Source organism: Cryobacterium sp. TMS1-20-1 (genome assembly GCF_004402355.1).
GTDB lineage: Bacteria > Actinomycetota > Actinomycetes > Actinomycetales > Microbacteriaceae > Cryobacterium > Cryobacterium levicorallinum.
The window spans coordinates 36,601-62,385 of record NZ_SOGF01000057.1 but is presented as its reverse complement, the minus strand read 5'-3'; the positions used below and the strand labels follow the sequence as shown (position 1 = coordinate 62,385).

Below are 25,785 nucleotides of genomic sequence, written 5' to 3'. Positions count from 1 at the left end.
CTCCGGCAATCGCAATAAGTGTAGAGAAGACCATGACTTTGATCGAAGAAATACATTCCACGACACCCACACACCCTGAAACGGATGCCGGCGGCTCGCGCGGTCTGCGCGTGCGCGGCCTCCACAAGGTGCTCGGCGGTCGCACCATCATCGACAATCTCGACCTGACCGTGCAGGACGGGGAGCTGGTCTCCCTGCTTGGCCCCTCCGGCTGTGGAAAAACCACGACCCTGCGCATGATCGCCGGATTCCTCGCGCCCGACGCCGGCTCGATCCAGGTGCACGACCGCGAGGTGTCCGCCCTCGGTGCCGAGAAACGGCCCAGTGCCATGGTGTTTCAGAACTATGCGCTGTGGCCGCACATGACGGTCGTGAAGAACGTCGGCTTCCCCCTCAAACTGCGTCGACTCGGCAAAAAGGAGATCGAGCAGCGAGTGGATGCTGCCCTCGCGCTGGTCAACCTGCTGCACCACAAAAACTCACGGCCGGCCCGCATCTCCGGGGGTGAGCAGCAGCGCGTTGCCCTGGCACGCGCCCTCGTGCAGGAGCCGGAGCTGCTGTTGCTGGACGAACCGCTCAGCAACCTGGACGCGAAGCTGCGGGTGAAAGTGCGTGAGGACATCCGTGAAATTCAGCAGCGCCTGGGCATCACGACGCTGATCGTGACGCACGACCAGGAGGAGGCGATGTCGATGTCCGATCGAATCGCCGTGATGAACGCCGGAAAGATTGAGCAGTTCAGCCGGCCGGCCGAGCTGTATTCCCGGCCGGAAACCGAATTCGTCGCCACCTTTATCGGCAGCCTGAACCGGATCGAAGGTTCGCTGGTGAACGGCGCCGTCGTGCCCGGTGACGACGTCATCGGCATTCGCCCGGAAGACGTGGTGTTCACCCTGCACGCATCATTCGATGCACGCCCGGCCGTCGTCGAGCGCGTCGTGCCCCACGGGCATTTTCACGAAATCTACCTGAAGCGCGATGACGCCACTCTTCGCGCCTTCGCCTCCGGGCTGCCACCGGCGCCCGGCGATCGCGGTCACGCCGCCATCCAGAAGGCGCTTACCTTTCGGCAGGGCCGGCTCCTCACGGCCGCCGGGGTGGCGGCATGAGCGCGCCCAGCGCGGCCGCCCAGCGGGTCGCCGCTGTCACCGCTCACCGCGGGGATTCCCAGAATTTTCGGGAGAATACCCTCGCAGCGATTCGATCGGCGATTGCGGCGGGGGCGGACTACGTCGAGGTCGACGTTCGGGTCACCCGTGACGGCCAGGTGGTGTTGCTGCACGATGCGAGCCTCCTTCGGTTGTGGGGCTTCGACGCCGCCATCTCGGACCTGACCTACGCGCAGGTCGCCCTGTTGGGCGGCGACGATCTTCGTGTCCCGTTGTTGCGAGACGCGCTGAAGCTGTTCGAAGATTCCCCAGCCCTGCTGCTTATCGACATGGACGAGGAAGCGCCGGCCGCACCGGCTTTTGACGTAGTGCGAGAAAGCGGCCTGGACGTCGCATGGTGTGGAAGTTTGGCCGGGATGCGGCGCATCCGTTCTCTGGATGCTGCGGCTAGCATCTGGCTGCCGTGGGACCGGCGCGAGGCGCCACCGCTTGAGTTGCTCGATGAGCTCCGGCCGGATTTTGTGAACGCAGAGTATGTCGTGCTCAGCCAAAAGCTCGTGGACGACATTCATGCTCTGGGCTTGCGGGTCGCCTGCTGGACGATCGATAGCGCCGCGATCATGCGGTGGGTGCTCGCGCTGGGCGTGGATTCCGTGACCTCCAATCGGTTGGCTCTGCTCGCCGAGACCGTGCGCGAGGCCGTCGGGCCTGAGCCGGCGGCTTTCTCTGCGGTTTCGGCGTTTTCGGCGGACGAGCTGCGCGAGGCCAGTGCGATTGCCCGGGAACTCGCGATCTGGGCGCAGGACTACAGCCGATCCGCCGACAAGGGAACAATTTCGACCAAGGCGAACCCCGGCGACCTCGTGACCGAGGTGGACGTTGCCGTCGAGGCCCATGTTCGCGCGCGGATTGCTGCCAAGTTTCCCGGCCACAACTTCGTCGGCGAAGAAATGGGCGGCGAGGCGCAGGCCGGTGTGCCGTGCTGGTACCTCGACCCGGTCGACGGCACGACAAACTACGCCAACCTGATTCCATGGACGTCGTTTTCACTCGCCCTGGCGGTGGATCACGTTCCCTACGTCGCCGTCGTGTCCGAACCCTGGCGCGGCGACCTGTTCGAAGCGGTGGCCGGGCAGGGCGCCCGGCTCAATGGCGCTGCCCTGGCGCTGCCCCGAGCCGGCGAGGGACCACTGTCGCTGGCCGGACGGGTCGTAAACACGGAACTCGCCGGGCACCTGCCGTGGCCGGGCATGATCGAACTCCTGACCGCGCTGGGCGAGCGGTTCAGCATCATGCGGGTGATGGGCTCAGCCACGCTGACCGTCGTGGGAATCGCCGCCGGACGGGGAGCCGCCTCGGTGATCGGCCAGTTCAGCGCCGTCGACCATCTGGCCGGCACCCTGATCGTGCAGGAGGCCGGTGGCGTCGTGCTTGACGAAGACGGGATTCCGAACGCGTTTCCTCGGCGCGGCGGCATCGTGGTGGCCGCCCCCGAGGCCGCGACGGAAGTGTATGGCCTGTGGCGCGCCGCCGTACGCGCGAGCTGATGCCCGCACTCGACGCACTCGACGGCCTCGACCGGCAGACGCCCTGGCACCTGGTCGATCGGTTACCGCTCGACTTTGCCACCTTCCACCCGCAGGGGCTGGCCTTCGCCGCGGGACTCACCTTTCTGTCTTCGGTGGAGATTCAGGCCGAAACCCGTGGAGTGGGTCACGTGTTCATCATCGACGAGCGCGGAGCGCTGCAGCGGGATGTGATCGTGGGCGACGGCGAGATGTACCACCCGGGCGGCATCGACTTCGACGGCAGTTCGGTATGGGTGTCGGTGGCGCAGTACCGCCCGGGCGGCCAGAGCATGATTATGACGATCGACCCGGCGTCCGGCGAGGTTCGGGAGCGCTTTCGGGTCGCCGACCACGTGAGCTGGGTGGTCTGCGACCGGGTGAATGGCCTCGTGCACGGCGCCAGCTGGGGCTCACGGTTCTTCTACACCTGGACTGTTGCTGGGGCGTTGGTCGCGTATTGGCCGAATCCGAGCGGGTTCATCGACTACCAGGACTGCCGCTTTCTCGGTGAGGGTCTCATCGCCGCGAGCGGAATCGCGGTGCTGAGCGGGGCATCCGGAGCCTTTGAGCTGGGCGGGTTGGCACTCATCGATACCGCACAGCGCACGATCGCTCGGGAATTTCCAATCGGCCTGTACTCGACGGCCGGGCATACGGTCACTCGAAACCCGTTCTCGATCTCGCTCGACTCGGGCTGCGTGACGATTCGGGTGGCCCCTGACGACGACGACGAAGGCAACGGCACCGAAATTCTGACCTATCGCGCCACCCCCTGACGCCATCGTGCACGGGGCCCGGACCCGGAACGTGGGCTCAGTTCATAGACTGGGCCCCGGTTCATAGGGTGGCCCCGGCGCCCGTCGCACGGAGGCGCACCGACCGCCCGGCGCGCACCGGGGAGGGCTACGAACGGTCGGCGAGCATCCCGGTCATCAGATCGATTTCGGACTCCTGGCTCAGCACGACCGAGGTCGCAAACGACTGCACGGTCGCGTTCGTGCTGCGGTCCAGCACCGCCTCAGCCATCTCGATCGCACCCTGATGATGGGCGATCATGATGACCAGAAACTCGCGTTCAGCTTCAACGCCGGATGCCGCGGTGAGCGCCGCAATCTGTGCGGGCGTAGCGAGCCCCGGCATTGGGTCGCCGGCGACGTGCACGGCGTCGGAACCGGCCGTGTGCGGTCCGTCGTGGGTCTCGCCGGAGAGCCCGGGTCGGGTCATCCAGGTCATCGACGGCTCCGGGGCGAATTGCGGCAGCCCCCACACGGCGAGCCAGCCCGACATCTGCCCGCTCTGCTTGGCCTGCGTCGTGGCGATGTCGTAGGCGAGCAGCCGCACCGGTTCATCATCGGTCCGATCGCGGATGATCAGGGCGAGTTCGACCCCCTGGTTGTGGTGCTCCTGCATATCCCGCGCGAAGCCGGCCTCGGCGCTCGTCGTCTCGGGCGTCGCGTCGACGATCGTGCTCAATCTGCCGATTGAGAAAGCCACGGCTCCGACTACGAGCGCCGTCACCAGAACGGATGCCGCGATCGCACGAATCAGGGTGCGGCGCGGTCGCGACGGTGGGGCATCCGCTGGTCGCGCAGGCATTAGGGGCTGCACGCTGTCCCGTGCTCTAGGAAACCTTGCCGGGGGCGTCGATTGCGCCCGAGCAGGAGGCGCCGTCTTCGGGCACGTTCGTGCTCTTCCAGAATTCGGTGAAGAATTCACCGATGCGGGGGTCGTCGGCACTGTCGATCTGCAGCTGAGAATTCCAGCCGCTGAGCACGATCGGCGCCGGAATCCCGTCGAAGGGCGAGAGAACCACATAGGTGGAAGGAAGTTCGGCCTTGAGCGTGTCCAGCTCCGCGTCGGAGATCGACGGGTCATAGGTAACCCAGATTGCGCCGTGCTCGAGCGAGTGCACGGCGTTCTCGCTCGGAACCACCTGGTCGTACACGCCGCAATTGAGCCAGGCCGGGGCGTGTTCGCCACCGGCGGGCGGCGTCTGCTCGTAGGTCACCGCCGTTTCGACGTGTCCGGCCGTGTTAGTGAAGGTCTCCACGCCGTCGATCGTCGACGCATCGCCGGCGCCGCCGCCCGCGTAGTTCGCCGCTTTCGGGGCGAGCGCAAAAGTGGCCACCAAGAGGGCGATGACAGCGACCGCGGCGACCGAGCCACCGATGATGCCGATCCGTCGGTTGCGCTTGCTGCGCTTCTGCTGGCGGTGATATTCCTCCAGCTTCTTCGCGCGCTTCGCAGCACGCTCTTCCTTGATCGACGCTTTATTGACTGGGGATCCGGGCTGGGGGGTCACGACGGCCTCTCTGTGGGAACTACTTCCAATCGAACGTACCAGTCGCCCCTGCAGCTTCCCTCTGATCTCGCTCTCACAGACATTTCTCAGGCTGGTCGCCAGGTCTCGCCGCCCGTTAGAGTGGAGGAGTGCCCGTTCACTCGTCGTGTTGCTGCTGTCGCTAGCCGACCCTCCACGAACGCGCCCGGCCACCGTCCGGAACGCGCCGCGCCGGTGCAACCCGAGGCCGCGCCTGCCCACTGGCGTGCGGCTCGACAGAAGGAATTCCCATGAAAATCGCTAACACCATTCTCGACCTCATCGGTGACACGCCGCTGGTCAAACTCCACAAGGTCACCGCGGGATTGACCGCGACGGTGCTGGTGAAGCTGGAATATCTCAACCCGGGCGGCTCGGCGAAGGACCGTATCGCGGTGCGCATTATCGACGCGGCCGAGCGCGATGGACTCTTGAAACCCGGCGGCACGATCGTCGAACCCACCTCCGGCAATACCGGGGTGGGCCTGGCCCTGGTGGCGCAGCAGCGCGGCTACAAGTGCGTGTTCGTATTGCCGGACAAGGTCGGCGAGGACAAACGCAACGTCCTCACGGCATACGGCGCCGAGATCGTGGTGACGCCGACATCCGTTTCACCGGAGGACCCCGAATCGTATTACAGCGTCTCGGACCGGCTGGCCAGGGACATTCCGGGTGCTTTCAAGCCCAACCAATACTTCAACCCGAACGGCCCGCTCAGTCACTACGAGACCACCGGCCCCGAGATCTGGCGCGACACCGACGGCACGGTCACGCACTTCGTCGCCGGAGTCGGCACCGGCGGCACCATCACCGGAACCGGCCGCTACCTGCGGGAGGTGTCGAACGACGCCGTGCGCATCATCGGAGCGGACCCTGAAGGTTCGGTCTACTCCGGCGGCACCGGCCGGCCCTACCTGGTCGAGGGTGTTGGTGAGGACTTTTGGCCGGGCGCCTACGATCCCGCCGTCGTGCACGAGGTCATCGCCGTCTCCGACGCCGACTCCTTCGCGATGACCCGGCGGCTCGCGCTCGAAGAGGGAATTTTGGTCGGCGGCTCGAGCGGAATGGCCGTCGTTGCCGCCCTGCGTGCAGCCGAAAAGCTCGGACCCGACGACACCATCGTGGTCCTGCTGCCCGACGGCGGTCGCGGTTATCTCGGCAAGATCTTCAACGATAAGTGGATGCGCAGCTACGGTTTCAGCGCAGCCCCCGCCGGTCACACGGTCGCCAATTTGCTCGAATCGAAGACCGGGCGACTGCCGGCTCTGGTCTATGTGCACCCGAGCGACACCGTGCGTGACGCCATCGAAACCATGACCAGCCAGGGTGTGTCGCAGCTGCTCGTGCTGAGCGCCAAGCCGCCCGTCGTCATGGGGGAGGTGCTTGGCTCGGTCGATGAGCGAGCTCTGATGGACCGGGTCTTCTCCGGCGACGCGCAGCTCACCGACCGGATCGGGGCGATCGTGGGCGTGCCGCTGCCACTGATCGGCGTCAACGAGCCCGTCGCTGCCGCCCGCGCCGCCTTCGCCACTCACGACGCGCTGCTCGTGACGGACGGCGGCAAACCACTCGGCGTCATCACCCGGCATGACCTGCTCAGCTACCTGAGCGTCTAATCATTTCTACACAGGGAGCACCCATGGCTAACAAGTTCGACACGATCGCCATCCATGCCGGTCAGGAATTCGACCCGACGACCGGCGCCGTCATTCCGCCGATTTACCAGACTTCCACCTACGTGCAGGAGAGCATCGGCAACCTGCGCGGCGGTTACGAGTACAGCCGCGGCGGCAACCCCACCCGCACCGGGCTCGAATCCCTGCTAGCCGCGTTGGAAGGCGGCAAGCACGGTCTGTCGTTCGCGAGCGGTCTCGCTGCGGAAGACACCATTTTGCGCGCCATCCTCAAGCCGGGCGACCACGTGGTGCTCGGCAACGACGTCTACGGAGGAACCCACCGGCTCATTAACCAGGTGCACGGAGCCTGGGGCGTGCTCAACACGACCGTTGAGATGAGCGACCTTGCGGCGGTTGAGGCGGCCATCCGCCCCGAAACCAAAATCCTCTGGGTGGAGACGCCGAGCAACCCGCTGATGAAGATCAGCGACATCGCGGCACTGTCCGAGATCGCGCACCGGCACGGTGTCATCGCGATCGTCGACAACACGTTTGCGTCGCCGGCCCTGCAGCATCCGCTTGCCTTCGGCGCTGACGTCGTCGTACACTCAACCACGAAATATCTTGGCGGCCACTCTGATGTGCTCGGCGGCGCGCTCATCATCAACGATGACGAGCTGCACGAGAAGGCCAAGTTTCTGCAGTTCGCGGCCGGGCCGGTGTCGGCCCCGCTCGATTCCTGGTNCGGCCCCGCTCGATTCCTGGTTGACCGTCCGCGGCATCAAGACACTCTCGGTGCGCATGGAACGGCACTGCAAGAACGCCCAGGCCATCGCCGAATTTCTCGACGGCCACCCAGCCATCGAGCAGGTCTACTACCCGGGGCTGCCCGGCCATCCGGGGCACGAGCTGGCCAAGAAGCAGATGTCCGGTTTCGGCGGCATGATCTCCATCGCGTTCGCCGGTGGCGCCGCGGCCGCGCGCCAGTTCGCCGAGTCGATGCACCTGTTCCAGCTGGCCGAATCGCTTGGCGGCGTGGAGTCGCTCGTGAACTACCCCTCGGAAATGACGCACGCCTCGGTGCGCGGGACCGAGCTCGAGGTGCCCGACAATATCATTCGCCTCTCGGTCGGAATCGAAGACGTCGAGGACCTCATCGCTGATCTGAAGGGTGCGCTGCCCGGGGCCTGATCTGGACCGACGCGTTTGTTGCGGGCCCAGGTTAGGAAAGCGGGCCCATGATCGATCATGGGCCCGCTTTCCGGGCCCGGGCCCGGTCCGGTGCAGAGAGCGGGGTCAGGGCTCGCGGGAGAAAGCGGAGGCCCGGCGCACCTGATCGGGAGTTGGGCGGATGCCGGTGTAGAGAAAGAACTGCTCCTCGGCCTGCAGCGCGACGACCTCGGCTCCCGTGATGACCGGCTTGCCGAGCGCTTGCGCCGCCAGAATGAGCGGAGTTTCGGCGGGGGAGGCCACAACGTCGAAGACCAGGCGTGCCCCCGCTATCGTTTCGGGCAGAAATGACGTTTCAGCGGATGCCGCGCCTCCGGTCATACCCACCGGCGTGACGTTGACGATGAGGTCGGCGGTGAGCGGGCCGACCTCGGGTGCCCAGTCGTAACCGTAGAGTGCGGCCAGCGCCCGGCCGGTGCCCTCGTTGCGTGCCACGATCGTGCCCTGGGCGAACCCGGCATCGTGCAGGGCCGCTGCGACGGCCTTGGCCATGCCGCCGCTGCCGCGCAGAATGACCGAATAGTTCCGCGGCACGGCGTGCTCGGCGAGCAGACGCTGCACTGCGGAATAGTCGGTGTTGTACGCCGTGAGGTGCCCCGCGTTGTTGACGATCGTGTTGACCGAGTCGATGGCCGACGCCGAGGCATCCATTTCATCGATGAGAGCGATGACGTCTTCTTTGTAGGGCATCGACACGGCGCAACCGCGGATGCCTAATCCGCGCACGCCGGCGATCGCATTCGCCAGATCAACCGGGGCGAAGGCCTTGTAAATGTAGTTCAGGCCGAATTCTTCGTAGAGATAGTTGTGAAACCGGGTGCCCAGGTTGCTCGGGCGGGCCGCGAGTGAGATGCACAGGGTCATGTCTTTGTTGAGAATGGGCATAACTCCAGTGTGCCGTGCTTTGCGACACGAGTCGGGCCGGGCGAATGTGACCGTCACAATGTGACTGTCACATCGCGGTCTGTGCCTGCATAATGTAACCGCGGGCCAAATTGTGACCGTGCACATGACTTCGGGGGTGACCGTGTCGGACGACTCAACGAAAGAGCGTGCGCCGAGCATCCGCGACGTCGCGCGCCTCGCCGGGGTCTCCCACCAGACGGTATCGCGCGTGCTCAACAATCACGCCAGCATCCGCGACTCCACCAAAGCCCGGGTGCTCGCGGTCATCGAAGAACTGCAATACCGGCCCAATCGGGCCGCCCGCGCACTCTCGCGCGGACGATCCCGCACGATCGGTGTGCTGTCCGCGTCGAGCGCCGAATACGGCCCGGCGAGCAGCATCGCCGCGATCCAGGACGCGGCGCGGGACGCCGGATACTTTGTGAACACGGCGAACCTCAATCGTGGGGAGCCCGGGTCCATCGCGGCGGCCGTCGACCACCTGATGTCCCAGTCCGTGGAGGGGATCGTGGTGATCGCACCGCAGGTGCAGGTGTTCAATGCCCTCAAGCTACTGTCGATCGATGTGCCGTTCGTGACGCTGCAGTCCTCCGGGAACGTGGGCGTCAACGCCCTCACCGTGGACCAGATCGCCGGTGCACGACTGGCCACTCGGCACCTCATCGACCTCGGGCACCGTGACATCTATCATCTCGCCGGGCCGCAGGACTGGATCGAGGCCGAGGCTCGCATGCACGGCTTCCTGGAGGAGATGGGGGCCAGGGAAGTTCCGACCACGGCGCCGATCCTCGGCGACTGGACTGCGCAATTCGGCTATCACGCCGGGCGCGAACTGCTGCACGTGCGGGACTTCACTGCAATCTTCTCGTCCAACGACCAGATGGCCCTTGGCCTCATGCACGCGATCCGGGAAGCCGGGCTCGAGGTCCCCCGCGACGTGAGCATCGTGGGCTTCGACGACATCCCGGAGGCGGCTCACTTTTGGCCACCGCTCACGACGGTGCGCCAGGACTTCGCCGAGCTCGGCCGGCGCTGCGTCGCGCTGCTGCTGGCCAACATCGCGGGCACCACCGCGGAAAATCAGGGCGCCATCATGCCGGAGCTCATCGTTCGCGGCTCGACCGCGCGCCCGGCATTCTGAGGGTCGGCCTGCGGGTCGATCGATCCTTTGTAGCGATTTCGATCGGCGGGATGCGCGATTTCGAGCGTTATTCAAACGAGACACAGTCGCTGTTGACACAGTGTGTCCCAATGCCGCTAACATAAACACACAGCAATGTGACCGATCACATTCGGTCGGAACATGCAGATCGAGTCAAGCGATTGCCCTGTCACCACACCCGAACCACTCGCGGTATCGTCCGCGCTCAGACCTGACATAGGAGTCGATTCCGTGAGTACAACCGATGCGATCTCCTGCGCCGAGTCCCTGACCTCGGTCGACGGCGGGCCGCGCGCGTTGAGCGTGGCCAATCCGAGCCGGGCCGTTATGGTGCGCGCTGCCGGCGGCCGTCCGGCCGCGGCCACGGACCGCGCCACGCTGGTGTTCGCATGAGCACCTACGGCCCCCAGATCGAGGTCGCGGTCGCCCGCGTTCGCGCTGAAATCACCCGCCTGCACGCGGAGCTGTTTCGCAACGGGCTCGTGGTCTGGACCGCCGGCAATGTCTCCGGCCGGGTGCCGGGCGCCGACCTGTTCGTCATCAAGCCCAGCGGGGTCGACTACGCCGACCTGGCGCCGGAGAATATGATTCTCTGTGACCTCGACGGAAATGTCATCCCCGGCACGCCGGGCGCGGACCGCTCGCCGTCGAGTGACACCGCAGCACACGCCTTCGTCTACCGGAACATGCCCGATGTCGGCGGTGTCGTGCACACGCACTCCACCTACGCCACGGCCTGGGCCGCCCGCAATGAAGCCATCCCGTGCGTTATCACGGCCATGGCCGACGAATTCGGCGGCCCGATCCCGGTCGGACCTTTCGCCATTATCGGCGACGATTCGATCGGCCGCGGCATCGTGGAGACTCTCACCGGCCACCGTTCTCGTGCCGTCTTGATGGCGAACCACGGGCCCTTCACGATCGGCAAGGACGCTCGCGATGCTGTGAAGGCCGCGGTCATGGTGGAGGACGTTGCCCGCACGGTTCAGCTTGCCCGCGTGGGCGGTGAACTCGTCCCGATCCCACAGGAATCTATCGATTCCCTGTTCGCCCGCTACCAGAATGTCTACGGACAAGCACCGCAGGGGGCGTTGCAGTGATGGCAGCTGACCGCACCACCGCAACGTCGTCTGCCGGCGGCACCGAGGTGCTCCACGATTTCGCCGAGATCGCTCGCACCGAGCTTCTCGTGATCGATAAAACCACCACCCTGCGCGATTTCACCCGCGAAGTGCGTTGGAATCAGGCCTACTACCGTCTGGCACAAGGCCTGTAACTGCTCCACAATCCTGCAATTTCACATCAATGACGATAAACAGAATGAAAGGTAACACAGTGAAAAAGAACGTATTCTTCGCAGTCGTGGCCGCGGGTGCCCTCGCGGTATCGATGGCAGCCTGCTCATCCGGCGCCACATCCACCGGCACCGACGGAGGTGGCGACAAGGGACTGATCGGCGTTGCCATGCCGACCAAGAGCTCCGAGCGTTGGATCGCCGACGGTAACGCCGTCAAGAGCCAGCTCGAGGAACAGGGCTTCACCGTCGACCTCCAGTACGCAGAGGACGATATCCCCATGCAGGTCTCGCAGATTGAGAACATGATCACCAAGGGTGCCGAAGCCCTGATCGTGGCCTCGATCGACGGCACGACGCTCACGAGCGTGTTGCAGGACGCTGCTGACGCAGACATTCCCGTCATCGCATATGACCGACTCATCCGCGATACCGAAAACGTCGACTACTACGCCTCCTTCGACAACTTCAAGGTCGGACAGCAGCAGGCCTGGTCGGTCCTGAACGGACTCGGACTTGCCGAACTCGACGGAACGCCCATCGAGGGCGCGCCGGCCGGTCCGTTCAACCTTGAGCTCTTCGCCGGTTCGCTCGATGACAACAACGCATTCTTCTTCTTCAACGGTGCAATGGATGCCTTCCAGCCGCTGATCGACGACGGCGTCCTCGTGGTCAAGAGCAACCAGACCGACATCGAGCAGGTCGCTACCCTCCGCTGGGCCGGAGAAGAAGCACAGGCTCGCATGGAGGACCTCCTCACCGCGCAGTACTCGGACGGCACCGTGGTCAACGCCATCCTGTCGCCATACGACGGCATCTCTCGTGGCATCATCTCTGCCCTCGAGGGCTCTGGCTACTCCGTCGGCGACGGCTGGCCCATCATCTCCGGCCAGGACGCCGAGATCGACTCGGTCAAGGCGATCAACTCGGGTGAGCAGTACGGCACCATCTTCAAGGACACGCGCGAGCTCGCATCCGTCGCCGTGAACATGGCCGTCGCCCTGCTGAATGGCGAGACCCCCGAGACCAACAACTCGGAGGACTACGACAACGGTGTGAAGATCGTTCCGTCGTTCCTGCTCGACTCGACGATCGTGGTCAAGGACAACATCCCGTCCGTGCTGATTGATTCGGGCTACTGGACAGAAGCAGAAATCAACGGCTAGGTTTCGCTGCCCCTGTTTAGCCCGTGCCCAACGGTCGGTGGGGTAGTTTTACCCCACCGGCCGTTGTGCCCCCCACATTTTTACCGGTCGCCGAAATCGCCCGGGCTCTGACCATGCAATAGAGGAATAAAGAAGGTGCTCACGTGACTACGAACATCCTTGAGATGCGCGGCATCACCAAGACGTTTCCCGGAGTAAAGGCGCTCTCTGACGTGACACTCGACGTCAGTCGCGGGGAGGTCCACGCCATCTGCGGCGAGAACGGTGCCGGAAAGTCAACCCTGATGAAGGTGCTCAGCGGCGTCTACCCGCACGGCACCTACACCGGCGACATCGTCTTCGAAGACGAAATCGTTGAGTTCAAGAGCATCAGCGATTCCGAGGCCAAGGGAATCGTGATTATTCACCAGGAGCTCGCGCTCAGTCCGTACCTCTCTATTGCCGAGAACATCTTTCTGAACAACGAACAGCGCGGCGCCTTCGGTCTCATTGACTGGAACAAGACCAACTCTGAGGCTGCCAAGCTTCTTGCCCGGGTGGGGCTGCGCGAAAATCCAACGACGCGGATCATGGACATCGGCGTCGGCAAGCAGCAGCTCGTCGAGATTGCTAAGGCGCTCTCGAAACGAGTGAAATTGCTGATCCTGGATGAGCCAACGGCGGCCCTCAACGATGACGACTCCGACCATTTGCTCGATCTCATCCTGCACCTCAAGGGTCAGGGCATCACGTCGATCATCATCAGCCACAAGCTCAACGAGATCAAGAAAGTCTCCGACGCGGTCACGATCATCCGTGACGGCCGGGCCATTGAAACCATCGCCAAGCTCGACGTCACCGAAGAACGCATCATCAAAGACATGGTCGGTCGTGACCTCGAGCACCGCTACCCGGATCACACTCCCGACATTGGGGAAGAGATCCTTCGGGTTGAGGACTGGACCGCTTTTCACCCGCAAGACGTGACGCGCATGATGGTTGACCACGTCAACCTCAGCGTACGTGCCGGTGAGATTGTGGGAATCGCCGGCCTCATGGGGGCTGGCCGCACGGAATTCGCAATGAGCCTGTTTGGGCGTTCCTACGGGAGCCGCATCACCGGCAAGGTCTTCAAGCACGGCACCGAGATCAAGACCCGCACCGTGACCGAAGCCATCGACAACGGCATCGCCTACGCCACTGAGGACCGCAAGACCTACGGCCTGAACCTGATCGAAGACATTAAGCGCAACGTCTCTATGGCGGCGCTGCATCGGCTGGTACGCAAGGGCCTCGTGAATGACAACGAGGAGTATCAGGTCGCCAACGAATACCGCACGAGTATGAATATCAAGGCTCCGAACGTGCTCGTCAAGACCGGCAAACTTTCTGGTGGCAACCAGCAGAAGGTGGTGCTGTCGAAGTGGATCTATTCCAACCCCGACGTTTTGATTCTTGACGAGCCCACCCGCGGGATCGACGTGGGGGCCAAATACGAAATTTACACAATCATCAACAAACTTGCCGCGGCCGGTAAGGGCGTTATTGTCATCTCTTCGGAGCTGCCGGAACTGCTCGGCATTTGCGATCGCATTTATACCCTGGCTGAGGGTGCCATCACCGGGGAATTCCCGATTGAGACCGCCACGCCGGAGACCCTCATTAAGCACATGACCATGGAAAAGGCCCGCTAGCGCCGGCGCTAGCGGAAAAGGAGAACCCCAATGAGTGATCAAGAGACCACGCCGGCCACGGGAGGCCTGGTCAACCCGAGTGAGAACAAAGCCACGTCTTGGCTGAGTCACGTTTTGGCCGACCTGGGCAAGAACGGTATTTTCATTGCCCTCGTTCTGGTGGTGGTGCTGTTTACGGTCCTGACCGACGGCATCCTTTTACGCCCGCAAAATATCTCCAACTTGATCGTGCAGAACGGCTACATTCTCGTTCTCGCCATTGGAATGGTGATGGTGATCGTTGCGGGCCACATCGACCTGTCGGTGGGATCGGTGGCCGCTTTCGTCGGCGCATGTTCCGGTGTCTTCGCCGTGCAGTGGGGCCTGCCGTGGTGGCTGGCCATCATTATGTCGCTCGGCATCGGCGCTCTCGTTGGCGTGTGGCAGGGCTTCTGGATTGCCTATGTGGGAATCCCGGCGTTCATCGTGACCCTTGCGGGCATGCTCATCTTTCGCGGCCTGGCGCTCGTTGTGCTCGGAAATACGAACATCGGCTCATTCCCGGCCGAGTACCGTGCGCTCGGCAACGGCTTTCTCACCGACGTGTTCGGCGAGTTCGACCTTGACCCGCTCACCCTCGGAGTCGGACTGATCGCCGTGATTGCTCTGATCGTGCAGCAGGTGCGCACTCGCCTGGGACGGTCCAAGTACGGCCAAGAGGTCGAGCCCCTGGTGTGGTTCGTGACCAAGCTCATCCTGATCACCGCGGCAGTTGGCTTCTTCGCCTACGCGCTCGCGAGCTATAAGGGCATCCCGGTCACCCTGATCGTGCTCGCCGTGCTCGTGCTCATCTATGGTGTTGTGATGAACCGGACGGTGTTCGGCCGCCACATCTACGCGATCGGCGGCAACCGCCACGCAGCCGAACTCTCCGGCATCAAGAACCGCAAGGTCGACTTCTACCTGTTCGTGAACATGGGTATTCTCGCCGCCCTGGCGGGCCTCATCTTCACCGCCCGGCTTAATCTCGCCGGCCCGAAGGCCGGTGATGGCTTCGAACTCGAGGCCATTTCGGCAGCGTTCATCGGTGGTGCGGCCGTGCAGGGTGGCATCGGTACGGTCGGCGGCGCCATCATTGGCGGTCTGATCATTGGTGTGCTCAACAACGGTATGTCGATTCTCGGCATTGGCATCGAGTGGCAGCAGGCAGTCAAAGGCCTCGTGCTGCTTCTCGCTGTGGCTTTTGACGTGTACAACAAGCGCCGGTCGGGCGGTCACTGACCGTTCTTGCGTTAGCACTACCCACCCGAAGGCCGGAACGCGTGAGCGTTCCGGCCTTTCTGTGTGCCGTGCGCGCGCGCTGTGGGGACCGGCCGCGACACGCCGTCGGACATTCCACAGGCAAAATATAGTCAGGGCAAGGCCCTGTGGATAACTGTCCGGGGTTCCGCGGAATTCGGGCGGTCTGGGGCCGGTCGGCGGTGTGCGGCTTGTGGAATGTCGGTGGATAACTACATAAATGTAATTACCGTATGTAGTGGCTCTGTTCTTCTTTGATCACTAGATGTAGTATTGAGACTCTAGCCAGGCAGTATTGCCAGGCGAAAACTTGCTCACTTTACACTGCGATTTCCGACGAATTCCGGCTCGAGGTCGAAGTTTTTTATAGAACATACTTGCGAAGTATCGCGAGCAGAATTAGACTGAATCAGCCAAGAAGAGAGGCCATAATCATGGCAATCACCGTTTACACGAAGCCCTCCTGCGTGCAGTGCACGGCCACCTACCGTGCCCTCGACAACAAGGGCATCGAGTACGAGGTGCGCGATCTCTCGGTCGACGAGAACGCTCTCGACGCGGTCAAGGCCCTTGGTTATCTGCAGGCGCCCGTCGTCATTACCGACGAAGAGCACTGGAGCGGCTTTCGCCCGGACAAGATCAACGCGCTCGCCGCTCGCCTCGCGTAGTTCAGATCGCACCCTCGCGCCAACACCCACAAACTCAGGATTGACTCGCACGGATGACTGACATGGTGTACTTTTCCAGCACCTCGGGCAACACCCATCGGTTTGTCGAAAAACTGGGCCGGTCGGCCGCACGCATTCCGCTCCACGCCCGCGACGAGCCGCTCGTCGTCCAGGCTCCGTTCGTGCTGTGCGTGCCCACCTATGGTGGGGGCCGTGACGGCGGGGCTGTCCCCAAGCAGGTCATCAAGTTTTTGAACAACGAGACCAACCGGTCCTTGATTCGCGGCGTCATCGGCGCCGGCAACATGAATTTCGGCACGGCCTATTGCCTGGCCGGCGACATCATCGCCGCCAAGTGCAAGGTGCCGCACCTGTATCGCTTTGAAGTATTTGGAACACCGGATGATGTACGCATCGTTCACGACGGATTGGAAGAATTTTGGAAACAACAGCCGTGAAAGTCACACCAGTGGATGCGCCGAGCATGGATTACCACTCGCTCAACGCCATGCTCAACCTGTACGGGCCGAACGGGGAGATCCAGTTCGACAAAGACCAGGAAGCCGCGCGGGAGTTCTTTCTGCAGCACGTCAACCAGAACACGGTGTTCTTCCACTCGCTGCGCGAGCGCCTCGACTACCTGGTCGAGAAGGAATATTACGAGCAGGCCGTGCTCGACCAGTACTCGTTCGAGTTCATCACGAGCCTGAACGACCTCGCCTACTCCAAGAAGTTCCGCTTCCAGAGCTTCCTCGGCGCATTCAAGTACTACACCTCGTACACGCTGAAGACTTTCGACGGCAAGCGTTATCTCGAGCGTTTCGAAGACCGCGTCGTCATGACGGCGCTCGGTCTCGCATCCGGTGATGAGAAGCTTGCCGTCGAACTGGTCGAAGAAATCATCGCCGGCCGTTTTCAGCCCGCGACGCCGACCTTTTTGAACTCGGGCAAGGCCCAGCGCGGCGAGCTCGTCTCCTGCTTCCTGCTGCGAATCGAAGACAACATGGAGTCGATCAGCCGCGGCATCAACTCCTCGCTGCAGCTGTCCAAGCGCGGCGGCGGCGTGGCACTCCTGCTCAGCAATATTCGTGAGGCCGGCGCCCCGATCAAGCAGATCGAGAACCAGTCCAGCGGCATCATCCCCGTGATGAAGCTGCTCGAAGACTCCTTCAGCTACGCCAACCAGCTCGGTGCCCGGCAGGGAGCCGGAGCCGTCTACCTGCAGGCGCACCACCCCGACATCATGCGTTTTCTCGACACCAAGCGGGAGAACGCCGACGAGAAGATTCGCATCAAGACGCTCTCGCTCGGTGTCGTCATTCCCGACATCACCTTTGAGCTCGCCAAGAATGACGAGTGGATGTACCTCTTCTCGCCCTACGACGTGGAAAAGGTCTACGGCGTGCCCTTCGCCGATATCTCGGTGACCGAGAAGTACCACGAGATGGTCGACAACCCCCGCATCAAGAAGTCGAAGATGAAGGCGCGCGAGTTCTTCCAGACCCTCGCCGAGATTCAGTTCGAGTCCGGCTACCCGTACATTATGTTTGAAGACACGGTGAACAAGGCCAACCCGATCGACGGTCGCATCAACATGTCGAACCTCTGCTCCGAGATTCTGCAGGTGAACACCCCGACCACGTACAACGAGGACCTCTCGTACAACGAGATCGGCAAGGACATCTCCTGCAACCTCGGGTCGATGAACATCGCCCTGGCGATGGACTCCGGCAACCTCGGGCGCACCGTCAACGCCGCCATTCGTGGCCTGAACGCGGTGTCCGAGCAGAGCCACATCAGCTCGGTTCGCTCCATCGAAGACGGCAACGACCGTTCGCACGCCATCGGCCTCGGCCAGATGAACCTGCACGGCTACCTCGCCCGTGAGCGCATCTACTACGGCAGTGAAGAGAGCATCGACTTCACCAACATCTACTTCTACACGGTGTTGTTCCACGCGCTGCGCGCCTCGAACGCCCTCGCCATCGAGCGCGGTCGCACCTTCGAGGGCTTCGAAAACAGCACCTATGCCTCCGGTGCGTTCTTCGACAAGTACACCGACCAGGTGTGGGAGCCGACGACTGACCGCGGCGCCGAGCTGTTCACCCAGGCCGGAGTGTCGATTCCGACGCAGGCGGACTGGGCCGAGCTGAAGGCATCCGTTGTCGCGCACGGTATTTACAACCAGAACCTGCAGGCCGTGCCGCCGACCGGGTCGATCTCGTACATCAACAACTCGACCGCGTCGATTCACCCGATCGCGGCCAAGATCGAGATTCGCAAGGAAGGCAAGCTGGGCCGCGTCTACTACCCGGCGCCGTTCATGACGAACGACAACCTGGAGTTCTACCAGGACGCCTATGAGATCGGCTACGAGAAGGTCATCGATGTGTACGCCGCGGCGACCCAGCACGTTGACCAGGGCCTCTCGCTGACGCTGTTCTTCAAGGACACCGCGACGACTCGTGACATCAACCGCGCGCAGATCTACGCGTGGAAAAAGGGCATCAAGACGATCTACTACATCCGTCTGCGCCAGATGGCCCTCGAAGGCACGGAAATTGAGGGTTGCGTCTCGTGCGCGCTTTAATCTTGCGCATCGAATGATGGATTAAATCCGCTGGTCGAGCTTGCCCCGACCGCCATCGAAATACCGTGGCGGTCTCGGCAAGCTCGACCAGCGGTTGGCTGGGTTTCGCACACCGGCGCCGACGAGTAACGACCCAAGCAATACCCAATAAGCAGTATCCGAAGAGGACCTCCCATGATTGACAAGCTCAAGCTGGTGTCGCACGTTGACGCGATCAACTGGAACAAGATCGAAGACGATAAAGACGTCGACGTCTGGAACCGCCTGACCAATAACTTCTGGCTGCCGGAGAAGGTTCCGCTCAGCAACGACATCCAGTCGTGGAACCAGCTGACGCCGGTGGAGCAGCAGCTCACAATGCGCGTCTTTGCGGGGCTGACCCTGCTGGACACGATCCAGGGCACAGTGGGCGCTGTCTCGCTCATCCCCGATGCGATCACCCCGCACGAAGAGGCCGTCTACACGAACATCGCCTTCATGGAGTCGGTGCACGCCAAGAGCTACTCCTCGATCTTCTCGACGCTGGCCTCGACCAAGGAGATCGACGAAGCTTTTCGCTGGTCGACCGAGAACGAGAACCTGCAGCGCAAGGCCTCGATCGTCATGGATTACTACCAGGGTGACGACCCGCTCAAGCGCAAGGTCGCCTCGGTGCTGCTCGAGTCGTTCCTGTTCTACTCGGGCTTCTACCTGCCGATGTATTTCTCCAGCCGTGCCCGCCTGACCAACACGGCCGACCTCATCCGTTTGATCATTCGTGACGAAGCCGTGCACGGCTACTACATCGGGTACAAGTTTCAGAAGGGGCTCGAAAAAGAGACGCAGGCGCGTCGCGACGAGATCAAGGATTACACCTTCAATCTCGTGTTCGAGCTGTACGAGAACGAGGTGCAGTACACGCAGGACCTCTATGACGAGGTCGGCCTGACCGAAGACGTCAAGAAGTTTCTGCACTACAACGCCAATAAGGCGCTGATGAACCTCGGCTACGAGGCGATCTTCCCGAAGGACGTCTGCGACGTGAACCCGGCGATTCTCTCCGCGCTCTCACCGAACGGCGACGAGAACCACGACTTCTTCAGCGGGTCGGGCTCCTCGTATGTGATCGGCAAGGCCGTCGTGACCGAAGACGACGACTGGGACTTCTAGCTCCATTTCAGGTGCCGCGGGCGGCGGCAAGTTCAACCTCCCGCGGCACCGACAGCGATTTTACAATTCCGAGCACAGACCAGAAGGCAGGATATGAGTACACCCAAATAACTTTGCAGGTGCGTGCGGCTGGCCTGTGAAGCCATTTACACAGCCGCAAGAAAGTAGTCAAAAATGACGCACAAACCGCTGGGCCCCGATGGCTCTTGGAAAACTGGTCAGCGCGTTCCCTTGCAAGGGAACTACGCCGACCAGTACGGAGAAGTCTATCACTTCCAGAGAGGCAGGACATTCCCGCCGTGTATCAACCGCAAGGGAATGTGCGCCTTCAGAACGCTTGTCTAACAATTTGAGCAGATAGCCATTGGCGTGGCTAGGCCCGGAATTCTTCAGAATTTCGGGCCATGCTTGTATAGACGGGTCTTGGAACCAGCTCTTGTAAAAGCAACGTTCTACAATTACAGCGCTCATGTTCCATTCGCGCAAGTCGAATTTTCGCGGCGTGTCGTTCGAGTAATCACACGCACCGTGCGGTGTTCGGACGGTGGTGGTACAAAGCGCGGATGAACCCCGGCTACGAGGCGATCTTCCCGAAGGACGTCTGCGACGTGACCCGGCGATTCTCTCGGCGCTCTCACCGAACGGCGACGAGAACCACGACTTCTTCTCGGGCTCGGGTTCGTCGTATGTGATCGGCAAGGCCGTGGTCACCGAAGACGACGACTGGGACTTTTAGATCTCAATCATCGACGGGGCGGATGCTTCCGCACCCGCCCTATCGTTCCCGTGCCGGAAACTCTCATCCCGACGCGTCTGGGCGCGTGACCGGCGACCGAAATATGATGGCGGTGTCATGCCCGATGATTCGACGGGAGCCACCATGGTTCAGGTACGCGTTCTCGGGGTTGCGATCGACAGCGATGGCCAGCACATCATCCTTCTGAAACCGGTCGGAGAGGCGCAGACCGTTGGGAACGTGCTGCCGATTGTGGTGGGGGAGCAGGAGGCGAATTCCACGCTGATTGCCCTGAGCGGTGAGACGCCGCCGCGGCCGCTTTCGCACGATCTAATGAATACGCTGCTCGACAGCGTTGGTGCCCACGTCGAGCGAGTGGACGTCACCCGCATCGACCAAGGCACTTTCTACGCCGAAATCACTCTCGGCATGGCGGCCGGCTCACTCGTGCTCGATGCCAGGCCCTCGGATTCCGTCGCACTCGCGCTGCGCGCCGGAGCGCCGGTCTTCGTCGCCGACGACGTGTTGGAGGCCGAGGGCATTCCGGCCGCGATGGTTGAACCTGGCCGCGACGTGGAGGAGACGACAGACGGGGAGCAATCGCTCGACGAATTCAAGGATTTTCTGGAGCACGTCGACCCGGAGGACTTTCAAAGCTGATGCCAGCCGCGGTCTCCCGCCCATGATGCCTTGTTCTACTGGCCGGATGCGGCAGCTCGCGCCGCGTCTGCAGCGCGTTCGGCCCACTTCGGCACGTCGCCATAGCGCTGGAAGGGAACCAGCCGTCCCGCTGCGCTGTCGTCGATCAGCTGAGCGAGCCGCCGCTCGCGGGTGGTCTCCTGCTTTGCGGTGAGCGCCCAGTGGGTGACCTCGCGGCGGTACGTCGCTGTGGCCGCCTCCCAGAAAGCGGATGCAGCGGGGTTCGCCGCCAGCCGCGCCGCCGCCTCGGGAGGCAGCTCCCGGTCGGGATTCTCGTGGGAATACACCCCCGATCTGTCTTCATGCCGACGCTCGAACGCGGCGATGCCGGCCTTATGCATCCGTCCCTCTGCGGTGAGCTTCTCGATCAAAGCGATGTTGACACCCGACCAGGTGCTTGCGGGCTTGCGCGGTGTCCATCGCTGGCGCCGCGAATCCTCATCGATGCGCTGGGCCACCGAATCGATCCAGCCGAAGCACAGGGCTTCGGGAACGGCCTGCTCCCAGGTGAGCCCGCGGTCAGGCACGTGCTTTTTGTAGAGGCCCATCCAAAGTTCCGTCGCGGCGGTCTGGTTCGCGTCGAGCCAGGCGCGAAACTCGTCGGGCCTGGCGAAGAAGATTGCTGGCCGCTCTGGTGTGCCGGCCGGCGTGCCGATCGTCGTGGTCCTGGCCTGAGCCTGTCAGAACGCGGGCGATATCGGTGGCAACGAGCACTGGTGTGATCGCTTCACCGGGGACTAACGTGAGAGCGTGCCCGCTGTTGTGCTCGACGCCCGGAGTGCTCACGCCGCCGGCGTGCAGCGCCTATTGCAGAGCTATCGCGCCGTCCCGGTGGCGGCCCCGATTCGACTGGCCAAGTCCACCTCGAATCTGTTCCGGACCCGGACCAAAGCCCGGGTCGCAGGGCTCGACCCGTCCGGACTGACCGGCGTCATTGCTGTTGATACGGAGGCGCGAACGGCCGACGTGGCCGGCATGTGCACCTACGAAAACCTCGTTGCCGAGACGCTGCGCTACGGGTTGGCGCCGCTGGTCGTGCCGCAGTTGAAGACCATCACCCTCGGCGGCGCGGTCACCGGCCTCGGCATCGAGTCGACATCGTTCCGCAACGGCCTGCCCCACGAATCCGTGCTGGAACTGGACATCCTCACCGGCGCTGGAGAACTGCTCACCGCATCGCGCCGCGAGAACCCCGAGCTGTACCATGCCTTCCCCAACTCCTACGGAACTCTGGGCTACGCGGTACGGCTACGCATCGAACTCGAACCTGTCCAGCCCTTCGTCGCTCTCACGCACGTGCGGTTCCACGCGTTCGTCGACCTGGTCGCGGCGATCAACGGCATCCTGCTGACCGGCAGCCTCGACGGTGTCGCCGTCGATTATCTCGACGGTGTCGTGTTCAGCGCCGACGAAAGCTACCTCTGCGTGGGCCGGCAGACCAGCGAGCCCGGCCCCGTCAGTGACTACACCGGCCAACAGATCTACTACCGCTCCATCCGACACGAGCGCGGTGTTCCAATCGACCGCCTCACGATTCACGACTACCTCTGGCGCTGGGACACCGACTGGTTCTGGTGCTCCGAGGCGTTCGGCGCGCAGCATCCGCTTATTCGCTGGTGCTGGCCCGGGCGTTACCGGCGCAGCAGCTTTTACGGAACCCTGATGCGGCTCGAACGGCGGTTTCAGATCGGCGACCTCCTCGAGAAACTGCACGGCCGGCCGCCCCGCGAGCGAGTGGTGCAAGACGTTGAGGTGCCTCTGGAGCGGTGCGCGGAATTTCTGGACTGGTTCCTCGACACGGTGCCGATTACACCGATCTGGCTGTGCCCGCTGCGCTTGCGGGGCGATGACCGCTGGCCGCTCTACCCGATGCGACCTCGGCAGAGCTACGTCAACGTCGGGTTCTGGTCGACGGTGCCGGTCGGGTCGATCGAGGGGGAGACCAACCGGCGCATCGAACGCAAGGTCGGCGAGCTTGACGAGCACAAGTCGCTGTACTCCGACTCGTTCTACTCCCGTGAAGACTTCGACGAACTCTACGGCGGGCAAGCCTACCGGGCCGCGAAAAAACGCTACGACCCCGATTCACGTCTCCTCGACCTCTATGCCAAGGCGGTGCAACGACAATGACGACGTTCAAAGATCGTAAAACGGATGCTTCGGCCGGCACGTTCACCATCGCGCAGGTTCTGGAGATTCTGGCCGGCGGACGCCTTCCGGTGCGGTTCACCGCCTACGACGGGAGTTCGGCCGGACCCCCGGACGTCCCGCTCGGGCTGGACCTGTTGACGCCGCGCGGCACCCACTATCTCGCCACGGGCCGTGGCGACCTCGGACTGGCCCGCGCCTATATCGCCGGCGACCTCGACCTCCGCGGGGTGCACCCTGGGGACCCGTACGAACTGCTCAAGGCACTCTCCGAGAGTCTGGTTTTCACCCGGCCACCGGCGCGGCTGATGGTGGACATCATCCGCTCTATTGGAATCAGGCAGCTGCGCCCGATCGAGCCGCCGCCGGAGGAGGCGGAACCCCGCTGGCGCCGCGTTGCGGGAGGGCTACGACACAGCAAGACTCGTGACGCCGACGCGATCCACCACCACTACGACGTCTCGAACAGGTTCTACGAGTGGGTGCTTGGGTCGTCGATGACCTACACCTGCGCCTGCTACCCGAGCGGCGACGCCTCCCTGGACGAGGCGCAGGAGAACAAATACCGACTCGTGTTTGAGAAGCTGCGGCTGAGGCCGGGCGACCGGCTATTCGACGTCGGGTGCGGTTGGGGCGGCATGGTGCGCTACGCCGCCCGGCGCGGTGTGCGCGCCACCGGAGTCACGCTCTCGATCGAGCAGACCGCGTGGGCGCAGCGGGCCGTCGCCGAGGACGGCCTGAGCGATCTGGCGGAGGTTCGCTTCGGCGACTACCGCGACGTCACGGAAACCGGCTTTGATGCGATATCGTCCATCGGGCTGCTCGAACACATCGGCGTGCGCAACTATGCGTCGTACTTCCGCTTTCTGCAGGACAGGCTGCGCCCCGGCGGCTTGCTGCTCAATCACTGCATCACCCGGCCGGAGAATCAGACCGAACCGGCGACTCGCGGGTTCATCGATCGTTATGTCTTCCCCGATGGGGAGCTCACCGGCTCGGGCCGGATCATTAGCGAAGCGCAGGATACAGGCCTCGAGGTGCTGCACGAGGAAAACCTGCGCCAGCACTACGCGCTCACTCTGCGCGACTGGGGCGCCAACCTGGTCGAGCATTGGGACGAGGCCGTCGCGGAGGTCGGGCTGCCCACCGCGAAAGTGTGGGGGCTGTACATGGCGGGTTCGAGGCTCGGCTTCGAGCGCAATGGGATCCAGTTGCACCAGGTGCTGATGACCAGGCCCCACGAGGGTGGCGCGGCCGGGGATCTGCCGTTGCGGCCGTGGTGGACGCCGTAGCAGCAGCCGGGCTCAGTACCAGTTGTACTCCTCGGAGTGTGCCCAGGCGCCACAGGGGGTGCTGTAGCGGGAAGCGATGTAGCCGAGGCCCCAGGTGATCTGGGTGGCGGGGTTTGTTTGCCAGTCGTCGCCTGCAGTCTGCATCTTGCTCCCAGGAAGCGACTGGGGAATTCCGTAGGCGCCGCTGGACGCGTTGTAGGCGCTCACCCGCCAACCTGACTCCCGTTGCCAGAGCTGAACCAGGCAGGTGAATTCGGCGGTGCCCCAGCCCCGGGCGGCGACCTGGGTGGCGGCGATCGCCTGCGCGCCGCTGCGATCGATCACGGCTCCGGCGGGCGGTACGGGCGACGACGCGGGTGATCCGGATGACGCGGACGCCTCAGCCGCCGCGGTGGCCGCAGCCTGGCGCTGGTGTTCGAGATACTGCTGCTGGGCGGCCACGCCGTTTCGATACTGCCTCTCCACGTCGGCGGATGAGTTCTTCAGCGACGCGAGCTGGGCATAGAGCACCTCGCTCGCGGACTGCTTTACGACGACCTCCGCGTCGGCTGCCTGCTGGGCCGCGCGCGCAGCCGTCAGCCCGGCCAGTGCTGCGGCCTGCAATCGGTCGCGCTCCGTGGTCATCGCTTCGGCTTGCGCGCTGAGTGCCTCGGCCGAGTTGCGTTCCGCATCAGCCTCCGCGGTGAGTCGCCCCGCCTGCTCCGTGAGCCGCTCCATTGTGCCGAGCCGAAACAGCAGGTCGTCGGAGTGCGTGCTGTCGAAGAAGGCGCCCAGACTCAAATCGGTGCCTGCGGCGCGGTAAAGCTGGGCCCCCAACGCGCCCAGTCGGGTGCTGCTGTCGACAGAGCGAGCGGATGCGGCATCCGCTTGAACGGAGAGCACGCTCTGCTGGGCTGCGGCTGCGCTGTAATCCGCCTGTGTTTGTTCATGGGCGGCGCCGAGCGCTACGGCGTCGTCGCCGAGGGTGGCGGTGCGGGTCTGCAACTCGTCGAGCGAGAGTTCGATCGCGGCCACCTCGGCGAGAGTGGCGGCGACGCTGCTCTTGGCGGCTTCCACCTGGTCCCAGGTCGGGTAATCGTCGACGGCGGCGGCCGAACTCGTGGTGACGCTGCCGGCCGCGATGGCGGCGGCGGTCACGAGGCAGAGAAACATGCCCGGTTGTTTCATGGAACTTAGTCCTC

23 protein-coding genes and 3 pseudogenes are annotated in these 25,785 nt (G+C 63.4%); 20 read left to right on the top strand and 6 right to left on the bottom strand.

Translation table 11 applies throughout. From position 1 onward, the window contains the following. The first annotated feature begins 32 nt into the window (after positions 1 to 32). Genes E3O45_RS14745 through E3O45_RS14735 form a run of 3 tightly spaced genes read left to right on the top strand, consistent with a single transcriptional unit; the run spans position 33 to position 3,453 of the window. Entirely contained in the window at positions 33 to 1,109 is a 1,077-nt protein-coding gene (locus tag E3O45_RS14745) for an ABC transporter ATP-binding protein (protein ID WP_134444094.1), read from the top strand. Continuing rightward, positions 1,106 to 2,656, top strand: a complete 1,551-nt coding sequence (locus E3O45_RS14740; RefSeq protein WP_134444093.1) for an inositol monophosphatase family protein — start codon at positions 1,106 to 1,108, stop codon at positions 2,654 to 2,656. Before E3O45_RS14745 ends, E3O45_RS14740 begins: the two co-directional genes overlap by 4 nt. Then, on the top strand, positions 2,656 to 3,453 hold the full coding sequence (locus E3O45_RS14735; protein WP_134444091.1) for a DUF6454 family protein: 798 nt from the start codon (positions 2,656 to 2,658) through the stop codon (positions 3,451 to 3,453). The genes E3O45_RS14740 and E3O45_RS14735 overlap by 1 nt, the downstream gene beginning before the upstream one ends. A 127-nt stretch (positions 3,454 to 3,580) precedes the next feature. On the opposite strand, the gene E3O45_RS14730 is transcribed toward E3O45_RS14735, so the two are convergent. Both E3O45_RS14730 and E3O45_RS14725 read right to left on the bottom strand, forming a co-directional pair. After that, the gene (locus tag E3O45_RS14730) at positions 3,581 to 4,273 is read right to left on the bottom strand and encodes a DUF305 domain-containing protein (RefSeq protein ID WP_134444090.1); all 693 of its coding nucleotides are present in this window, start codon (positions 4,271 to 4,273) and stop codon (positions 3,581 to 3,583) included. Positions 4,274 to 4,298: 25 nt separating this feature from the next. After that, the gene (locus E3O45_RS14725) at positions 4,299 to 4,979 is read right to left on the bottom strand and encodes a DUF3105 domain-containing protein (RefSeq protein WP_134444088.1); all 681 of its coding nucleotides are present in this window, start codon (positions 4,977 to 4,979) and stop codon (positions 4,299 to 4,301) included. Positions 4,980 to 5,248: 269 nt separating this feature from the next. Between E3O45_RS14725 and E3O45_RS14720 the strand changes: the two genes are divergently transcribed. Beyond that, positions 5,249 to 6,613, top strand: coding sequence for a cystathionine beta-synthase (locus tag E3O45_RS14720; RefSeq protein WP_134444087.1), 1,365 nt, complete (start codon positions 5,249 to 5,251; stop codon positions 6,611 to 6,613). 23 nt (positions 6,614 to 6,636) lie between these two features. Further along, positions 6,637 to 7,804: pseudogene (locus tag E3O45_RS14715) on the top strand (cystathionine gamma-synthase). Between the two features lie 105 nt (positions 7,805 to 7,909). On the opposite strand, the gene E3O45_RS14710 reads toward E3O45_RS14715, so the two are convergent. After that, complete coding sequence (locus E3O45_RS14710; protein ID WP_134444085.1) at positions 7,910 to 8,728, bottom strand: shikimate 5-dehydrogenase; 819 nt, start codon at positions 8,726 to 8,728, stop codon at positions 7,910 to 7,912. Positions 8,729 to 8,852: 124 nt separating this feature from the next. On the opposite strand from E3O45_RS14710, the gene E3O45_RS14705 reads away from it, so the two are divergent. The 11 genes and pseudogenes from E3O45_RS14705 (at position 8,853) to nrdF (ending at position 19,729) form a co-directional block, all read left to right on the top strand. Beyond that, on the top strand, positions 8,853 to 9,890 hold the full coding sequence (locus E3O45_RS14705) for a LacI family DNA-binding transcriptional regulator (protein ID WP_166789520.1): 1,038 nt from the start codon (positions 8,853 to 8,855) through the stop codon (positions 9,888 to 9,890). A gap of 252 nt (positions 9,891 to 10,142) precedes the next feature. Beyond that, positions 10,143 to 10,304 (top strand): hypothetical protein, encoded by a 162-nt coding sequence (locus E3O45_RS17595; RefSeq protein WP_166789509.1) that lies wholly within the window; start codon positions 10,143 to 10,145, stop codon positions 10,302 to 10,304. Beyond that, on the top strand, positions 10,301 to 11,011 hold the full coding sequence (locus tag E3O45_RS14700; protein WP_134444084.1) for an L-ribulose-5-phosphate 4-epimerase: 711 nt from the start codon (positions 10,301 to 10,303) through the stop codon (positions 11,009 to 11,011). The genes E3O45_RS17595 and E3O45_RS14700 overlap by 4 nt, the downstream gene beginning before the upstream one ends. After that, positions 10,960 to 11,187, top strand: a pseudogene (locus tag E3O45_RS14695) (L-arabinose isomerase); the annotation flags it as partial. The gene E3O45_RS14700 and the pseudogene E3O45_RS14695, both read left to right, overlap by 52 nt. 113 nt (positions 11,188 to 11,300) lie before the next feature. Further along, complete coding sequence (chvE, locus tag E3O45_RS14690) at positions 11,301 to 12,371, top strand: multiple monosaccharide ABC transporter substrate-binding protein (protein ID WP_370449877.1); 1,071 nt, start codon at positions 11,301 to 11,303, stop codon at positions 12,369 to 12,371. Between the two features lie 143 nt (positions 12,372 to 12,514). Beyond that, positions 12,515 to 14,044, top strand: coding sequence for a multiple monosaccharide ABC transporter ATP-binding protein (gene mmsA / locus E3O45_RS14685; protein ID WP_134444079.1), 1,530 nt, complete (start codon positions 12,515 to 12,517; stop codon positions 14,042 to 14,044). A 30-nt stretch (positions 14,045 to 14,074) separates the two neighbouring features. After that, positions 14,075 to 15,304: a multiple monosaccharide ABC transporter permease gene (gene mmsB, locus E3O45_RS14680; RefSeq protein WP_134444077.1), complete on the top strand. Its 1,230-nt coding sequence runs from the start codon at positions 14,075 to 14,077 to the stop codon at positions 15,302 to 15,304. Positions 15,305 to 15,756: 452 nt separating this feature from the next. Next, entirely contained in the window at positions 15,757 to 15,990 is a 234-nt protein-coding gene (gene nrdH, locus E3O45_RS14675; RefSeq protein ID WP_092448338.1) for a glutaredoxin-like protein NrdH, read from the top strand. Positions 15,991 to 16,043: 53 nt separating this feature from the next. After that, entirely contained in the window at positions 16,044 to 16,448 is a 405-nt protein-coding gene (nrdI, locus tag E3O45_RS14670) for a class Ib ribonucleoside-diphosphate reductase assembly flavoprotein NrdI (RefSeq protein WP_092448337.1), read from the top strand. Between the two features lie 26 nt (positions 16,449 to 16,474). Continuing rightward, positions 16,475 to 18,580, top strand: a complete 2,106-nt coding sequence (gene nrdE, locus E3O45_RS14665) for a class 1b ribonucleoside-diphosphate reductase subunit alpha (RefSeq protein ID WP_134444248.1) — start codon at positions 16,475 to 16,477, stop codon at positions 18,578 to 18,580. 174 nt (positions 18,581 to 18,754) lie between these two features. After that, positions 18,755 to 19,729 (top strand): class 1b ribonucleoside-diphosphate reductase subunit beta, encoded by a 975-nt coding sequence (nrdF, locus tag E3O45_RS14660; protein ID WP_104132179.1) that lies wholly within the window; start codon positions 18,755 to 18,757, stop codon positions 19,727 to 19,729. 168 nt (positions 19,730 to 19,897) lie between these two features. Here nrdF and E3O45_RS14655 read toward each other — a convergent pair whose 3' ends face one another. Next, positions 19,898 to 20,200: a hypothetical protein gene (locus E3O45_RS14655; RefSeq protein WP_134444076.1), complete on the bottom strand. Its 303-nt coding sequence runs from the start codon at positions 20,198 to 20,200 to the stop codon at positions 19,898 to 19,900. An 83-nt stretch (positions 20,201 to 20,283) separates the two neighbouring features. On the opposite strand from E3O45_RS14655, the pseudogene E3O45_RS14650 reads away from it, so the two are divergent. Together E3O45_RS14650 and E3O45_RS14645 are read left to right on the top strand one after the other, a co-directional pair. Continuing rightward, positions 20,284 to 20,465 (top strand): annotated as a pseudogene (locus E3O45_RS14650) (ribonucleotide-diphosphate reductase subunit beta); the annotation flags it as partial. Between the two features lie 117 nt (positions 20,466 to 20,582). Continuing rightward, complete coding sequence (locus tag E3O45_RS14645) at positions 20,583 to 21,125, top strand: bifunctional nuclease family protein (RefSeq protein WP_241985381.1); 543 nt, start codon at positions 20,583 to 20,585, stop codon at positions 21,123 to 21,125. A 35-nt stretch (positions 21,126 to 21,160) separates the two neighbouring features. Here E3O45_RS14645 and E3O45_RS14640 read toward each other — a convergent pair whose 3' ends face one another. After that, the gene (locus tag E3O45_RS14640; protein ID WP_134444074.1) at positions 21,161 to 21,712 is read right to left on the bottom strand and encodes a YdeI family protein; all 552 of its coding nucleotides are present in this window, start codon (positions 21,710 to 21,712) and stop codon (positions 21,161 to 21,163) included. Positions 21,713 to 21,914: 202 nt separating this feature from the next. On the opposite strand from E3O45_RS14640, the gene E3O45_RS14635 reads away from it, so the two are divergent. Together E3O45_RS14635 and E3O45_RS14630 are read left to right on the top strand one after the other, a co-directional pair. Then, complete coding sequence (locus E3O45_RS14635) at positions 21,915 to 23,294, top strand: FAD-binding oxidoreductase (RefSeq protein ID WP_134444073.1); 1,380 nt, start codon at positions 21,915 to 21,917, stop codon at positions 23,292 to 23,294. Then, on the top strand, positions 23,291 to 24,604 hold the full coding sequence (locus E3O45_RS14630; RefSeq protein WP_134444071.1) for a class I SAM-dependent methyltransferase: 1,314 nt from the start codon (positions 23,291 to 23,293) through the stop codon (positions 24,602 to 24,604). Before E3O45_RS14635 ends, E3O45_RS14630 begins: the two co-directional genes overlap by 4 nt. 12 nt (positions 24,605 to 24,616) lie before the next feature. Here the strand turns inward: E3O45_RS14630 and E3O45_RS14625 are convergent, their stop codons facing one another. After that, the gene (locus E3O45_RS14625) at positions 24,617 to 25,771 is read right to left on the bottom strand and encodes a lytic transglycosylase domain-containing protein (protein WP_134444070.1); all 1,155 of its coding nucleotides are present in this window, start codon (positions 25,769 to 25,771) and stop codon (positions 24,617 to 24,619) included. Positions 25,772 to 25,785: the final 14 nt, after the last annotated feature.

What these genes read in the sequence shown, in the direction of transcription:
- E3O45_RS14745 (WP_134444094.1), top strand. Translation starts at nt 33, where the DNA reads ATGACTTTGATCGAAGAAATACATTCCACGACACCCACACACCCTGAA.
- E3O45_RS14740 (WP_134444093.1), top strand. Translation starts at nt 1,106, where the DNA reads ATGAGCGCGCCCAGCGCGGCCGCCCAGCGGGTCGCCGCTGTCACCGCT.
- E3O45_RS14735 (WP_134444091.1), top strand. Translation starts at nt 2,656, where the DNA reads ATGCCCGCACTCGACGCACTCGACGGCCTCGACCGGCAGACGCCCTGG.
- E3O45_RS14730 (WP_134444090.1), bottom strand. Translation starts at nt 4,273, where the DNA reads ATGCCTGCGCGACCAGCGGATGCCCCACCGTCGCGACCGCGCCGCACC.
- E3O45_RS14720 (WP_134444087.1), top strand. Translation starts at nt 5,249, where the DNA reads ATGAAAATCGCTAACACCATTCTCGACCTCATCGGTGACACGCCGCTG.
- E3O45_RS14710 (WP_134444085.1), bottom strand. Translation starts at nt 8,728, where the DNA reads ATGCCCATTCTCAACAAAGACATGACCCTGTGCATCTCACTCGCGGCC.
- E3O45_RS14705 (WP_166789520.1), top strand. Translation starts at nt 8,853, where the DNA reads ATGACTTCGGGGGTGACCGTGTCGGACGACTCAACGAAAGAGCGTGCG.
- E3O45_RS14700 (WP_134444084.1), top strand. Translation starts at nt 10,301, where the DNA reads ATGAGCACCTACGGCCCCCAGATCGAGGTCGCGGTCGCCCGCGTTCGC.
- chvE (WP_370449877.1), top strand. Translation starts at nt 11,301, where the DNA reads ATGGCAGCCTGCTCATCCGGCGCCACATCCACCGGCACCGACGGAGGT.
- mmsB (WP_134444077.1), top strand. Translation starts at nt 14,075, where the DNA reads ATGAGTGATCAAGAGACCACGCCGGCCACGGGAGGCCTGGTCAACCCG.
- nrdH (WP_092448338.1), top strand. Translation starts at nt 15,757, where the DNA reads ATGGCAATCACCGTTTACACGAAGCCCTCCTGCGTGCAGTGCACGGCC.
- nrdI (WP_092448337.1), top strand. Translation starts at nt 16,044, where the DNA reads ATGACTGACATGGTGTACTTTTCCAGCACCTCGGGCAACACCCATCGG.
- nrdE (WP_134444248.1), top strand. Translation starts at nt 16,475, where the DNA reads ATGGATTACCACTCGCTCAACGCCATGCTCAACCTGTACGGGCCGAAC.
- nrdF (WP_104132179.1), top strand. Translation starts at nt 18,755, where the DNA reads ATGATTGACAAGCTCAAGCTGGTGTCGCACGTTGACGCGATCAACTGG.
- E3O45_RS14655 (WP_134444076.1), bottom strand. Translation starts at nt 20,200, where the DNA reads ATGAGCGCTGTAATTGTAGAACGTTGCTTTTACAAGAGCTGGTTCCAA.
- E3O45_RS14645 (WP_241985381.1), top strand. Translation starts at nt 20,583, where the DNA reads ATGCCCGATGATTCGACGGGAGCCACCATGGTTCAGGTACGCGTTCTC.
- E3O45_RS14640 (WP_134444074.1), bottom strand. Translation starts at nt 21,712, where the DNA reads ATGGGCCTCTACAAAAAGCACGTGCCTGACCGCGGGCTCACCTGGGAG.
- E3O45_RS14630 (WP_134444071.1), top strand. Translation starts at nt 23,291, where the DNA reads ATGACGACGTTCAAAGATCGTAAAACGGATGCTTCGGCCGGCACGTTC.
- E3O45_RS14625 (WP_134444070.1), bottom strand. Translation starts at nt 25,771, where the DNA reads ATGAAACAACCGGGCATGTTTCTCTGCCTCGTGACCGCCGCCGCCATC.